We start from the raw sequence: 14418 nt of genomic DNA on the forward strand, positions 1-14418 counted from the left end.
TACCGCGGGCGACATTCCGGCTGACATTCTGGGTGCGATGGCAAACGCACCCGGACCGCTCGCGTCAGTCATCCCTCTCACTGCTCCTCTGCGGCCTCGTCCACGACGGGCAGCGGACGTGCCGCAATCTTTTCCGCCTCCGCGCGCTTCAGACCCAGCGTTTGCAGCAGCATGGCCGCCGTGCGCTCGGGAAAATGCTCGCCGCTGAAACCGAGTTCTGCGAGCACTGCCGGTGCGGTTGCGCCCGGTGCGGCAAAGTTCAGATCGGCTGCAATCACTGAGAGGACCGTGCCTCCCACTGCCAGAAACGCGACAAACGGATCTGCGACGATGAAACGCTTCGCAGCGATGCCGTTGCCAATGTCGCGCAGCAGTCGCTGGCCCAGCCCGCGGCTCACGACACGAGCAGAGAACCCTTCGCGAATCAGGAAACGTCCCCAAACCGGGTCGCGCCGTGCGCGTAGCACCGTATGGCGCACCGAGACCGAGACCACTTCGGCCGGATCGGAAATGCCGCCCGCGAGACGATCGAGCATGTCCGCAAATTCCTCGAACACGTTGTCGATCAGCGTCGCGTAGATCGCCTCTTTCGACTCGAAGTGGTTGTAAAACGAGCCGAAACCGACGTCTGCCGCCTCGGTGATCTCGTTGATCGCCACGCCCTCCATGCCTTTTTCGGCCATCAACCTGAGCGCCGCGTCCAGCAGCCGCGCGCGCGTCTCACGTTTGCGGCGCGCGCCACGCGGCTCGCGTTCTTCGACGGCAGGCGCCGACGAGACCGGCGCCTTACGCGCCGGACGCTGGGCTGTCCGGCGATTTGTCGTGTTCGTCATGTTCAATCCTGATCTGGTTATGTCCACAGTATAGATTCGAACGTCTACATTGACAAAACCATCAGCGATGAGTTTAATGTCATCAACGGCGCAACGGCCGGTCTAATGAAAACAGATGGAGTGACTGTGGAGACAGCAACGCGAAAGGGTGTCGCGCCGACCGGCCGGCACTACTTCATTCTTCCGCGCATGGCGGCGTCGTCATGCGTCGATCATGCCGTGGCGGCGAAATGCCCGCCAGCGGAGACAGCGATTGGCCGGCGACCCGAGCGTCGTCGCGTGACAGGTCTATCCAGCTGCTGTCCAGGCACCTCTCAGATTCACGGTTCCGTCGGCAACCTCGGTGGGCGCCGACATCTTCCATCGTATGCGAGCGCTGCCGGTTCGCCGGCGTTCGAAGCCGCATCGATCACTACGATCGCCTGATCACATCCCGCCATGAAAATCACTACCGCACAGCCTGCTCGTCACGCCAACCCGACGGCGAAAGCAACGGCATTGAGTTATTTGATGTTCGAGCGGCCAGACCTCGTGCAGGCAGAACGATTCCTCAACGACTTCGGGCTCCTAAGCGTATCGCTGGACGAAGCGCTCCTACTTCTTCGCGGTACCGGCGCTTCGCATTTCTGCTACGCCGTGCGCAAGGCGCAGAAAGCTCGCTTTGCCGGTTTCGGTTTGCAGGTCGGCAGCCTGGCCGAACTCGATGCATTGGCCAACCTGCCGGGCGCGTCTCAGGTGCAAGCGTCTGCGCTCGTGGGCGGCGGTTACGTCGTTCAGCTAACCGATCCGTCGGGTTTCCGAGTCGATGCGATATGGGGCCAATCGCCAGCGGAGGCTTTGCCCCATCGGCAGCCGTTGCCTTTCAATTCCGTCGATGCGGCAGTCCGCATCAACGATACACAGCGGCCGCCCGAACAGCCGCCGGAGGTCATCCGGCTCGGGCATGTCGTGCTCGAACTCGCCGACTATCAGGAAACCTGTGCGTGGTACACGCGCCACTTCGGCTTCATTCCGAGCGACGTGCAGGTGCTTCCCGACGGTTCGCCCGCAGTTGCATTCCTGCGGCTGGATCTCGGTGACGAGCCGGCCGATCATCACACGCTCGCGCTCGCACAAGGCTTCGTAGCGACCTACAGCCATAGTGCCTACGAAGTCGTGGACGCCGACGCGGTCGGTATGGGCCAACGCGTTCTGCGCGACAAAGGCTGGACGCACGCGTGGGGCATCGGCCGCCATATTCTCGGCAGCCAGATATTCGACTACTGGCAGGACCCGTGGGGCGACAAGCATGAGCACTACTGCGACGGCGATCTGTTCACGTCCGCCGCGCCAACGGGCATTCATGCCGTGAGCCGCGAGGCGATGGCTCAGTGGGGTCCGACGATGCCACGCAGTTTCACGAGGCCCCGATTCACTCCCGCGAGCATTGCCGCATTGATTTCGAATTTGCGACGCTGCCCAGATCTCACGCTGAGCAAGCTGAGGACGCTGGCCAGAATTTTCGCGTGACACCACACCTTTTATTTGAATCCGGAGATCGACCTATGCCAGTTCACGTTCTGCATTACCTGCATGAGGGCCGCGCACATTGGGGCGTCGTGGCCGATGGCGCTATTACGCCCATCCCCGGTGAGTTCAAGTCCACCGCGGAGTTCATCGAGGCCAATCCTGTCGAGCAGTTGCTGTACCTCGACGGCCAGAAGATCTCGGAGTCCGACGTGCAGTGGCTCTCGCCTGTTACGGCAGATCAGCAGTTCATCTGCCAGGGCGCCAATTACCGTCAGCATATGATCGAGTCCGGCTTGGACCCCGATGTGAAGAAGTTCAACATGATCTTCACGAAGGCGTCTAGCTGTATCGTTGCCGCCGATTCCCGGTTGGTAAAGCCCAAAGAGGTGCAGTTTCTCGACTACGAGATCGAACTCGGCCTTGTTCTCAAGCGCGACGTCACATGCCGCCAAACGGTTACCGACGAGAATCTCCACGACTTCGTAGCGGGCATCGTCATCGTGAATGACTATTCGGCGCGCGATATTCAGATTCCGCAAATGCAGTTCTATAAGGGCAAGAGCTACCGCACGTTTGGCCCTGTCGGTCCATACCTCTGTCTGCTTCAACAGCAGGACATTCGCAAGCTGAAGGAGCTCAAGCTGACGCTGACTGTGAACGGCGCGGTTCGCCAGAGCGATTCGACGGCGGGACTCGTCTACGGTCCGGCGGAGACTTTGACTGAACTCTCTGGAGTGCATGACCTGTACGCAGGCGACCTGCTCGCGACCGGGACGCCGTCCGGCTGCGCGCTCATCGTTCCATCGCCCGAGAAGCAGCGCGCCGCGGCGCAACTTCCGGAAGCGGACAAGTGGCGCATGTTCCTCAAGATGCAGTCCGAGCGGCCGCAGTATCTGAGCATGGGAGACGTGGTGGAAGCGCGTATTGCCAGCCCCGACGGTTCGATCGACCTCGGGGTGCAGCGTAACCTGGTTGTCGCAGAGGCAGCATGAAAGGCGTCGCCAACCTACAGGATGTTCTTGCTATCGAAGCGCAAGGACAGCCGGCCGATCTGCCGTCAAACACCTACGAGATGATCTGCCGGGGCGCCGCGATCGATCCATCGGCACCGGCGCTTTCGTATTTCGCAACTGCCGACGATTACGCGAACGCGAAGCACTGGACGTACAGCGAACTGCTGCGCGATATCACGCGCACGGCGAACATGCTGTCGCGCCTCGGCGTACAGCGCGGCACCGTCGTCGCCTATGTGCTGCCCAATTTGCCCGAGACGCATTGTGTGATCTGGGGCGGCGAGGCGGTGGGGATAGTCTGTGCGATCAACCCGATGCTCGAAAGCGAGGCGATCGGTCAATTGCTGAAGGCGTCGGGCGCTGCCGTGCTTGTCACGCTGGCACCGTTCCCAGGCACTGACGTCTGGCAGAAGGTGAAGGCGGTTCTGCATAAGGTGCCTTCGCTCAGGCATGTCGTGCTCGTCGATCTCGCCGGCGAATGCTCGCCGCAGCACGAACCTGTCGGCGAGAGTCGCGCCGTGGCCTCGCAGATTGAGTTCCACGATTTCGCGACGGCAGTTGCGCGCGAGTCGGGCGAGGCGCTTTGCACCGCGGAGCAGATGAATGCGGACGACGTGTCCTCCTATTTCTGCACGGGCGGCACGACCGGCCTGCCCAAGATCGCGATGCGCCGACACGGCAACGAAGTGGCCAACGCGTGGAGCGCCGGCTGGTTCCTTGGGGAAAGCGTCGGACCCGGGAAGACGATCTTCTGCGGACTACCGCTCTTTCACGTCAACGCCGTGACGGTGACGGGTCTGCTGCCATTTTCGCGCGGCGCGCATGTCGTGCTCGGTACTGCACAGGGCTATCGGGGCGAGGGCGTCGTCAAGCGTTTCTGGGAAATCGTCGAGCACTACCGGATCAACTTTTTCAGCGGCGTGCCGACCCTCTATGGTTCATTGATGGAGGTTTCAGTCGAAGGCCGGGATATCGGTTCACTCGAATACGCACTATGCGGCGCCGCACCCATGCCGGTCGAGTTGCTCCGCGCATTTCAGGCTCGCACGGGAATAAGAATTCTCGAAGGTTACGGTCTCACGGAAGGCAGTTGCGTCAGCAGCGTCAACCCGCCGCTCGGCGAACGCCGGGCCGGCTCGATCGGTCTGCGTCTGCCCGGTCAGGCGATGAAAGCAGTGGTGGTCGACGAAGCCGGAAGTTACGTCCGGGACTGCGCTGCAAATGAAGTCGGACAGTTGCTGATCTCCGGCCCGAATGTATTCGTCGGCTATGCGAGAGCAGAACAGAACAGCGGCATCTGGATGGATACGGGAGACGGCGGCCGTTGGCTTAACACGGGCGACCTCGGCCGTTGTGACGCCGACGGTTACTTCTGGCTCACCGGCCGCAAGAAAGAGCTGATTATCCGGGGTGGACACAACATCGATCCCGCGGCAATCGAAGAACCGCTGCATCGTCATCCGGCGGTACGCCTCGCCGCCGCAGTGGGCCGCCCGGATACACACGCAGGCGAGCTGCCCGTCGCCTATGTTGAAATGAAGCGGGGCATGAGCGCAACAGAAGCGGAATTGTTCGATTTCCTGCGTGGCGAGATTCAGGAGCGCGCCGCGCTGCCGAAGGCGATCCGCATTGTCGACTCCATGCCGTTGACGGCTGTCGGCAAGATTTTCAAGCCCTCGCTCAAACGGCGCGAGACGGTAGACGCAGTTGATTGCGCTCTTGCAGCGGCTGGCATCGAAGGCGCGAGCATTAGCGTCGTTGAAGACGCAACAGCGGGTCTTGCGCTGCGCGTTGAACTGCCCGATCTCGCGCTGGAGGCTTTGGCCGCCTCGGCACTCGCACGCTTTCCGTTCGCCCTTTCGTTTTCTTGTGTGCGCCAGCAGCAGGAGCGATGAAGCCGCCGTAGCAGGGACGCGACGATAGGGCATCGTCGCAAGCAAGGACGTTTGCGCGCATTGCTTATTCATCGCACGTGCAACGACTCAGTTAATTTAGTACGACTATTAGAAAGTTAAAAGAATGCCTCACTAATGGCATGGACAAGCCCAATTCGTAACAGTTGCGGCAACTGGAGACAGGAGAAAACAATGATGAAGCAGAGGAGAACCGGCATTGCCGGAGCGGTGGCTTGCGTCTGCGGGATCGCGCTGACTGATGCGGCCCACGCGCAGAGCGCAGGCAGCTTGACGCTGTCGCTCGGATGGTTGCATGTGGCGCCACAAGGTCACGCAACGCCGCTCACGGTCGAGAGCGTCGGCGGGCAGCCGGTGAATCAGACGCTCACAGGCACGGGGGCGCATGCATCGACGTCGGATACGGTGGGGATCACAACCGAATACTACGTGACGGACAACATCGGCGTTGCGGCGCTTCTGGGTTTTCCAGTGAAAGTCGATCTGATTGGGGAGGGGACGCTCGCGAAGTACGGCAATCTCGGCACGACGAAGCCCATGCCGCCGGCGATTGAACTTCGCTATCACCTGTTTTCGGCCGGCTCGGCGTTCCGGCCATTCGTAGGGCTCGGCGTGAACTATACGTGGTTCACACAGGTACGGGCTACTAACAAAGCGTTCGTCGAAGGAAGCTTTGGGCCCGGCGGATCGGCGCACGCAACGCTTAGGTCGTCGTGGAATCCGGTATTCGAGCTGGGCGCAAGTTACGCGCTTACAAAGCACTGGTCTGTTGGAAGCAACGTCAACTACATGCCGGTCAAGACCAACCTGACCTTGCACGGGCAGACCGCCACGGGAACCCAGGTCGTGTCGAAATCCACGCTCAGGCTGGATCCCGTCAGCGTTTTCGTGAACGTGGCGTACACGTTCTAGCGCAAGTCCGCCCGCTGCGCTTCCAACACAAAGCTCACATAGGATCGAATGATGAAACGACAGGTCCTCAAGACCATTCTTTTTGCGCTGCCCAAAGTTCTCGAACTGACGGCGCGCCGCTTTCCGGCTTATCGACATCGTTTGAACGAGCACGACCTGGTCGCCTCGATCGGACTGATGGATGAAAGCATGGGGCGCGCAATCCAGATAAAGAACGGGCGAGTCCGTTCTCTCGCTGACACGCGCCGAAAGCCGGACGTACGCATCGCATTCAAGGATGTCGCCACCGCGCTCAAATTCCTCTCTCCACGTCCCGATCAGGCCGAGATCGTGCATGCGGCGAAGAATTTCAAGGTCGTGACGGAAGGCGACGACGAACTGCTGGTCTGGCTCATGCAAACACTGAGCATGATGCAAACCGTCAGCCTGCCGATGGGTACGCCGATGCGCGATGGCACGCGGCGCTATGCGACCTGCACGAATGGCGGGCCGTTGTTCGTCTATGTAAAGGATGGCCGCATCGTCCGGGTCACGCCGATAGACCTGGATCGCTCCGATGCGCCAAGCTGGGAGATCGAGGCGCGCGGACGCCGTTTCAGCCCGCCACGACGAGGCATGGTCGCGCCGCATGCATTGGCGATCAAGTCACTCGTCTACTCCGACAAGCGCATCCTTCACCCGATGAAGCGGGTCGACTTCGATCCTGATGGTGAACGCAATCCCCAAAACCGCGGCACGTCCGGCTATGTGCCGATCAGTTGGGACGAGGCTCTCGACATCGTCTCGCGGGAGATCAACCGGCAAAAGCGCGTTCATGGTCCCGGTTCGATCACGTTTCCGATGTCTTCCCATCACCAATGGGGCAATGTCGGCTACTACCTGAGCGCGCTGACCCGGTTTGCGAACCTGATCGGGTTCACCCGCGTGGCCGCGAATCCGGACAGTTGGGAGGGATGGTATTGGGGGGCGATGCATCACTTCGGCAACTCGATGCGGGTCGGCGTGCCGTCCGGCTACGGCGGCGTCGAAGATTGCCTGAAGGAAGCGGAAATGATCGTATTCTGGTCTTGCGACCCGGAGAGCACCAATGGCGCATACGCCGGGTTCGAAGGAACGGCGAGGCGTCTGTGGGCGAAGGAGCTTGGTATCGAGTTCGTGCACATCGATCCGCATTGCAATCCGACTGCGCAACTGTTCGGCGGACGATGGATTCCCGTGCGACCGCAAACCGATGCGGCGCTGGCTACTGCCATCATGCACGTATGGGCCGTGGAAGGCTTATATGACGAAGACTACGTTGCCACGCGCACGACCGGCTTCGACGAATGGCGTGCCTATCTGCTCGGCGAATCCGACGGTGTGCCGAAGACGCCGGAATGGCAGGAGCCGGAAACCGGCGTTCCTGCAAAAGACGTTCGCGCGCTCGCGCGGCGGTGGGGGAACAGGAAGGTCTATCTCGCCGTCGGCATGACAGGGGCGGGATTTGGCGGTGCCGCACGCGGCGCCACGGGCGCGCAATGGGCGCGCTGCATGGTCATGATGATGGCGATGCAAGGCTGGGGTAAGCCGGGCGTCAATTTCGGCTGCCTGGAAATCGGGGTCCCACACGATCTGCAGTTCTACTTTCCTGGCTATGCGGACGGCGGTATGTCTGGCGACCTGGCCTGGACCGCGAACGCGGTGAACAACTACCAGCGCATGCCGCACATTCTCACCATGAACCCGGTCAAGCAGATGGTGCCCCGCCAGCAACTGCCCGACGCGATCATCAACGGCCATGCGACCGGATATCTATGGGACGGCATTTCTCAGGAAGCGCAATTTGCGCCGTTCAGTTATCCGATGCCCGGTTACTCGCCCATCCACATGATTTACCGATATGGCGGCTCTGCCTTCAGCACGGTGACCCGATCCGGACGCTGGGCCGAGGCTTACCGGCACCCGAGTATCGAGTTTGTCGTGAACCAGTCGATCTGGATGGAAGGCGAGGCGCAGTTCGCCGACATCATCCTGCCCGCGTGCACGTCGCTCGAGCGATGGGACATTGGCGAATGGTCGAATTCCGGCGGCTACGCACATCATGGTTTCAGCACGGTCAATCATCGCATCATGACCATGCAGCACAAATGCATCGAGCCACTGGGCGAGTCGCGCTCCGACTACGACATTTTCACTGCCATCTTGAGCCGGCTCGGCCTCGGCGGCGTGTTCACCGAGGGATGCAGCGAACTCGACTGGGTCAAGCGCGTGTTCGAATCGTCGGATTTACCCGATCACGTTTCGTGGCGAGATTTCTGCCGCAAAGGCTATTTCGTCGTGCCACCCGAGAAAGCGGAATTACGCCAGCCGCCGGATATGCGCTGGTTCGCGCAGGGGCGTCGCAAGGACTTGCAGGAACCGCATCCGCTGCCGTCGCAGCATGCCGAAAAATTCGGCATGGGACTGCAAACGCCGAGCGGGAAGTTCGAGTTCATTCCCGAACTGCTCAAGCGCCATACCGCGGACAACCCTGAGCGGCCGCCGCTGAACCGCTATATCCCGTCGTGGGAAGGACTGCGCTCGGACCTGGCTCACCGGTACCCATTGCAGCTGATCGCCACGCACAGCCGTTATAGCTTTCATACGCATTGTGACGGCAAGAATTCATCCATCAACAGTGTCGAGGATCATCGCGCGCTCATCGGCGGTCACCGTTTCTGGCTCCTCAGGTTGAGCGCGGCCGATGCGGCGATGCGATGCATCGGTCATCGCGATCTCGTAAAGGTCTACAACGACCGCGGAGCCGTGATCTGCGCGGCCGACGTTTCGCCGCTGGTCACCGCAGGGGTCGTCAAGTCATATGAGGCGAGCGCCGAATTTCAATTGATCGAGATCGACGGCGAGCGCGTCGAAATTGGTGGCTGCATGAATATGCTGACACCCGACCGGCCCCAAACGGCAGGAACGAGCAGCATGAGCCCGAATTCATGCCTCGTACAGGTCGAAAAATGGCGAGGCGCCGAAGCGTTTCTGCTCGCCCGCGCAGCGTAAGGAGCACAGCGTGAAAAAATGGAATCTGATTATCAAGGTCGGACGTTGCGAGAACTGCCAGAACTGCGTCATCGCCGCGCGCGACGAGCACGTCGGCAACGACTTCCCCGGTTACGCCGCGCCCGCTGCGGCCGGCGCCGGGAGCCCCATCCGGATCTTGCGCCGTGTGCAGGGCCGCTCGCACATGGTCGACACGACCTACCTGCCCGTGATGTGCAATCACTGCGACGACGCGCCATGCGTGCGAGCGGGTGACGGCGCCGTTCGCAAACGTGCCGACGGCATCGTCATCATCGATCCTGACAAGGCGCGCGGGCGGAAAGATATCGTTAAGTCCTGCCCTTACAAGGCGATTGTGTGGAACGAGGAACTGCAACTGCCGCAGACGTGGATCTTCGACGCCCACCTGCTCGACGGGGGTTGGCAGCGTCCCAGATGTGAACAGTCATGCCCGACTGGCGTGTTCGAAACGGTCAAGCTGGACGACGCAAAGATGGCAAAAAAAGCGAGGCAAGAAGGGCTGAAGGTTTTGCAACCGCGCCTCGGCACACAACCTCGCGTGTGGTACAGCGGCCTTGAGCGCTGGGAAAGCTGCTTTATCGGCGGAAGCGTGAGTGCCGAGGTGAAAGGCATCGTCGAGTGTGTGGCCGATGCAGTGGTTGTGCTGTACGCGCGTGGCGAGAAGATTGCCGAAACGGTGTCGGACGCGTTCGGCGATTTCCGGTTCCTGGGCCTCGCAAAGGACAGCGGCCTCTACCGGGTGCAGATAGTTCACGCGCTCGGCAAGGCGTCGCGTGAATGTGAACTGGGCGAAAGCGTCTACCTCGGCGACGTCAACGTCGCGCAGGCGGCGACCGCAGCCGAGCCCGCGTAACGTCAGGATGAACGTGCTTGCAGGAACGGTTCACTATTTCCATTCCTGTTTTATGAATTGACAATATAATCAGTCATGACTTGTATATACAAACATGACCGGTGCGCCGCTCGGTGCACAAGTAGAGCTGTCGAGCAACCCGCCATCTGACACGTTCGCTGAGGCTCGGCGAGTCCAGACGGCAACGTCACCGGTGAGCTATGCGATGAAGCACGAACGCCTGACGCACGCGCGGAGAAGACAGCAGACGCGAGAGCGTCTGTTCGAGGCTGCGCGGAGCGTTTTCCTTGAAAAGGGTTTGGCCGCGACGAGCGTAGAGGACATCGTCAAGGCGGCGGGTTATACGCGCGGCGCCTTCTACTCCAATTTCCACTGCAAAGAGGAGCTACTTCTAGAACTGCTCCGGCGCGATGTCGACGAGGCAAGTGCGCGTCTGCAGTCCATGGTCGCGGAGCGGGGCGACGATATGAGCTCACGCGCGATCGCGTATTACAGCCGCTGCTTTCTGCCAAGCGATTCCTTTCCGCTTTGGCTGGAGGCGCATCTCATTGCGCGCCGCGACAGCGCATTCCGCGAGCGCGTGAATGCGCTCCGCCACGAACAACTGGACGAAGTCAGCGCCTATTTGCGAGCGAATGTCGTGCATGGCGGCTGCGAGCTGCCTTTGCCGCAGGACGCCGTCGCGTTGACGCTGATGAGTCTGTGCAATGGCTTGCACTTCTTGAGGATATGCACGCAGCAAGCAGTCGGCGACGAGGCGATTCGGTCCCTGGTCGGCGAACTTATTTCAGATGCGCTGCGGCAACTGTCACCGGAAAAACGTCAGGACGTGAAGTGCACCGGCGTAACAGCGTCGTGCGTCTGAGCCATTGAGCGTGGCCGACCGTCTTTATTAACGAGCGTGATATCGGGGTAGGGCAAAAATCTTCGGCGTCAGTTGAACGCAACGAATCTATAGACGACAAAAAACCCCGTAAGACGTTGACCTTACGGGGTTTCTCGAACTACTGCGGCTTGCGCCGGAACAACTGTGGTGCCCAGGAGAGGACTCGAACCTCCACGGTGTTGCCACCGCTAGGACCTGAACCTAGTGCGTCTACCAATTCCGCCACCTGGGCACGTCTTCAAGCTAGAACGCTATTTTAGCGGGCTGATGCAGCGTGTCAATCCCCGCTATAAACAAACTTCGCTTTTACAACTACGAGCAATGCGTCTATTGCCGACGACCGGCAATCAGACTGCATGACCATCAAACCAAACGCTTTGCACAAAACGCTTTGCACAAAACGCTTTTCACAAAAACTAAAGCCGCCCATACAACATGGCGGCTTTAGTTTTGAATCCTGGTGCCCAAGAGAGGACTCGAACCTCCACAGTGTTGCCACCGCTAGGACCTGAACCTAGTGCGTCTACCAATTTCGCCACCTGGGCAGGTGATGAACAGCAAAGACCGCCATTATAGCGGCAGGATGGAGCCTGTCAAGCGTTTCTCAAAACTTGCTTAAACAACCCGTCGACGACGCTGCGCGGGCTTCCTGGCGACTATTGACGGCCCGCGTGGCGCGCCGCACGGGTGTTAGAATGCCTCGCAGTAGTTCGTTGGCACGGTGCACAAGCCCGTCGGACTCAGCCTTGAACGAGCCGGACCCGAGACAGTCTTTTTAGTGCAACGGCAGGCGCGGATCATGCGCGCTGCAAACGCTTCTTAAGCCGAGCCACATCGCCGACCGACGTCCATGCAACGAGAAAAAATCATCGACAAGCCCTTGAGCAAATTTCCGTATCCGATTCCGAGCCGCGAGGAAATCCTCGGCGTCCTGCGTACGAGCGAAGCGCCGCTCGCCGCCAACGACATCGCCGAAGCCTTGTCGATCAAGCGCCAGGAGCGCGAGGGATTCTTCAAGCGCCTCGGCGCGATGGAGCGCGACGGCCAGATCCGGCTCGATCAGCGCAATTTGTATCAACTGACTCATCCGTCGAACTTCGTCGCGGGGCGCGTTCAGGGCCATCGCGACGGCTACGGCTTCCTGATTCGCGACGACGGCCAGGACGACCTGTTCCTGCCCACCGCCGAAATGCAGAAGGTCATGCACAACGATCGCGTACTCGCGCGCATCGTCGGCTATGACCGGCGTGGCCGGCCGGAAGGGCATATCGTCGAAGTCACCGACCGTGCGAACAAGCGCGTCATTGGCCGCCTGCTCAATGAGAACGGCGCGCTGATCGTCGCTCCCGAAGACAAGCGCATCGGCCACGACATCCTGATCACGCAGAACACCAAGAAGGCCAAGGTCGGTCAGGTGGTGGTCGTTGAGCTGACCGATTTTCCGAGTCGTCATTCGCAGCCGCTCGGCCGCGTGGCCGAAGTGCTCGGCGATATCGACGACCCCGGCATGGAAATCGAAATCGCCGTGCGCAAGTACGGCGTGCCGCACGAGTTCAGCCCCGACGCGCTTGCCGAAGCCTCGAAACTTCCCGATGAAGTCCGCCCGGCCGACGTGCGTCACCGCGTCGACCTGCGCGACGTGCCGCTCGTCACGATCGACGGTGAAGACGCGCGCGACTTCGACGACGCCGTCTATTGCGAGCCGGTCAAGGTAGGCCGCGGCGATGGTTTCCGCCTGATCGTCGCGATCGCGGACGTGTCGCACTACGTGCATCCGAAGAGCGGGCTCGACGCGGACGCGATCGAACGCAGCACCTCCGTTTATTTCCCGCGCCGCGTCATTCCCATGCTGCCGGAAAAACTGTCGAACGGTTTGTGCTCGCTGAATCCGAGCGTCGACCGTTGCGTGCTGGTGTGCGACATGATCGTCACCGCGCGCGGCGAAGTGAAGGCGTATCAGTTCTATCCCGGCGTGATGCATTCGGCCGCGCGCCTGACTTATACCGAAGTCGCCGCGGTGCTGAAGAACACCAAGGGTCCGGAAGCCGCGCGCCGCGCCGCGCTGCTGCCGCAACTGCAGAATCTGTACGGCGTCTACAAGTCGCTATTCGCCGCGCGCCAGAAGCGCGGCGCGATCGACTTCGACACGACCGAGACGTACATCGTCTGCAATGCGCAGGGCAAGATCGAACAGATCGTGCCGCGCACCCGCAACGACGCGCATAAGCTGATCGAGGAATGCATGCTGGCCGCGAACGTCTGCGCCGCCGACTTCCTCAAGCGCAACAAGCATCCGGGTCTGTTCCGCGTGCATGCCGGGCCGACTGCGGAAAAGCTCGAGAATCTGCGCACGTTCCTGCGCGGCATGGGCCTCACGCTCGGCGGCGGCGACAAGCCGCATGCAAGCGACTACGCCGCGCTGATGGCGCAAATCCGCGAACGGCCCGACGCGCAGATGCTGCAAACCATGCTGCTGCGCTCGATGCAACAGGCCGTGTACAGCCCCGACAACATCGGCCACTTCGGTCTCGCCTACGAGGCGTATGCCCACTTCACGAGCCCGATCCGCCGTTATCCCGATCTGCTCACGCACCGCGCGATCTACGCGATCCTGCAGGGCCGCAAGTATCAGCCGGAGCCGCCGCAAGGCGTCACGCTGAACACGGCGCTGTCGCCACGCGCGCGCGCGATGCAGCAGGCCGACGAGGAAAAAAGCGGCCGCTCGCGCTCGAACAACGTGGCAATCTGGGAAGAACTGGGTCTGCATTGCTCGGCCAACGAACGCCGCGCCGACGAAGCGTCGCGCGACGTCGAGGCATGGCTCAAGTGCTATTTCATGCGCGACAAGCTCGGCGAAGAATATGGCGGCATGGTGAACGGTGTCACGTCGTTCGGCATTTTCGTGCAGCTCGACTCGCTTTTCATCGAAGGCCTCGTGCACGTGACCGAACTGGGCTCCGACTACTTCCAGTACGACGAGATCAAGAACGAACTGCGCGGCGAGCGCACCGGCATTCGCTACCGCCTGTCGGATCGCGTGCGCGTGCAGGTGAGCCGCGTGGATCTCGACGCGCGGAAGATCGACTTCCGTCTCGTGCGGGATACGCCGATTAAGCCGCATCCGGTGCGCGGCGCGGCGGCGGCCGACAAATCATCCGGTGAAAACGGCGGCGCGCGCGTGCGCGCATTGCCGCCGGTCGAAGGCGGCAATGCGGCGGGCGCGCGTCGCAAGAAAGCGGCTCCCGCACAAAGCGCTGCCGTCAAGGAAGCACGCGCCGCGCGCGGTGCCGCGAAGAAGCACGGCGCGGCGCCCAAACCGGCGTCCAAGCCGACGGCGCGCAAGAAGCGCTAAAGCCGCCTCATGGCTTGAACCGCGCGCAGCGGGTACGTCTTGACGTGCCGGTTGCGCGCGGTGTTCGTTTCATCTGCCTGGTTCAATCTGCGGTCA

9 protein-coding genes and 2 tRNA genes are annotated in these 14418 nt (G+C 61.2%); 8 read left to right on the top strand and 3 right to left on the bottom strand.

Annotation, left to right across the window (positions count from 1 at the left end; all coding sequences use genetic code 11):
* Window positions 1-77 precede the first annotated feature (77 nt).
* Window positions 78-833: a TetR/AcrR family transcriptional regulator gene (locus J2W46_RS15725; protein ID WP_204520657.1), complete on the bottom strand. Its 756-nt coding sequence runs from the start codon at window positions 831-833 to the stop codon at window positions 78-80.
* A gap of 438 nt (window positions 834-1271) precedes the next feature.
* Between J2W46_RS15725 and J2W46_RS15730 the strand changes: the two genes are divergently transcribed.
* The 7 genes from J2W46_RS15730 (at window position 1272) to J2W46_RS15760 (ending at window position 10949) form a co-directional block, all read left to right on the top strand.
* Complete coding sequence (locus J2W46_RS15730; protein WP_310354903.1) at window positions 1272-2342, top strand: VOC family protein; 1071 nt, start codon at window positions 1272-1274, stop codon at window positions 2340-2342.
* 35 nt (window positions 2343-2377) lie between these two features.
* On the top strand, window positions 2378-3334 hold the full coding sequence (locus tag J2W46_RS15735) for a fumarylacetoacetate hydrolase family protein (protein ID WP_310354905.1): 957 nt from the start codon (window positions 2378-2380) through the stop codon (window positions 3332-3334).
* On the top strand, window positions 3331-5250 hold the full coding sequence (locus tag J2W46_RS15740) for an acyl-CoA synthetase (RefSeq protein WP_310354907.1): 1920 nt from the start codon (window positions 3331-3333) through the stop codon (window positions 5248-5250). Before J2W46_RS15735 ends, J2W46_RS15740 begins: the two co-directional genes overlap by 4 nt.
* 192 nt (window positions 5251-5442) lie before the next feature.
* Window positions 5443-6180, top strand: a complete 738-nt coding sequence (locus tag J2W46_RS15745; protein ID WP_310354909.1) for an OmpW/AlkL family protein — start codon at window positions 5443-5445, stop codon at window positions 6178-6180.
* Between the two features lie 51 nt (window positions 6181-6231).
* The gene (locus J2W46_RS15750) at window positions 6232-9210 is read left to right on the top strand and encodes a molybdopterin-dependent oxidoreductase (RefSeq protein WP_310354911.1); all 2979 of its coding nucleotides are present in this window, start codon (window positions 6232-6234) and stop codon (window positions 9208-9210) included.
* 10 nt (window positions 9211-9220) lie between these two features.
* Window positions 9221-10084, top strand: coding sequence for a 4Fe-4S dicluster domain-containing protein (locus J2W46_RS15755; protein ID WP_310354913.1), 864 nt, complete (start codon window positions 9221-9223; stop codon window positions 10082-10084).
* Between the two features lie 94 nt (window positions 10085-10178).
* Window positions 10179-10949: a TetR/AcrR family transcriptional regulator gene (locus J2W46_RS15760; RefSeq protein WP_310354915.1), complete on the top strand. Its 771-nt coding sequence runs from the start codon at window positions 10179-10181 to the stop codon at window positions 10947-10949.
* A gap of 166 nt (window positions 10950-11115) precedes the next feature.
* On the opposite strand, the gene J2W46_RS15765 is transcribed toward J2W46_RS15760, so the two are convergent.
* Both J2W46_RS15765 and J2W46_RS15770 read right to left on the bottom strand, forming a co-directional pair.
* Window positions 11116-11202 (bottom strand) — tRNA-Leu (locus tag J2W46_RS15765).
* Window positions 11203-11428: 226 nt separating this feature from the next.
* Window positions 11429-11515 (bottom strand) — tRNA-Leu (locus J2W46_RS15770).
* Between the two features lie 305 nt (window positions 11516-11820).
* Between J2W46_RS15770 and rnr the strand changes: the two genes are divergently transcribed.
* Window positions 11821-14322: a ribonuclease R gene (gene rnr, locus J2W46_RS15775; protein WP_020065732.1), complete on the top strand. Its 2502-nt coding sequence runs from the start codon at window positions 11821-11823 to the stop codon at window positions 14320-14322.
* Window positions 14323-14418 lie beyond the last annotated feature (96 nt).

The sequence above is a fragment of the Paraburkholderia strydomiana genome, assembly GCF_031456815.1.
Classification (GTDB): Bacteria; Pseudomonadota; Gammaproteobacteria; order Burkholderiales; family Burkholderiaceae; genus Paraburkholderia; species Paraburkholderia caledonica.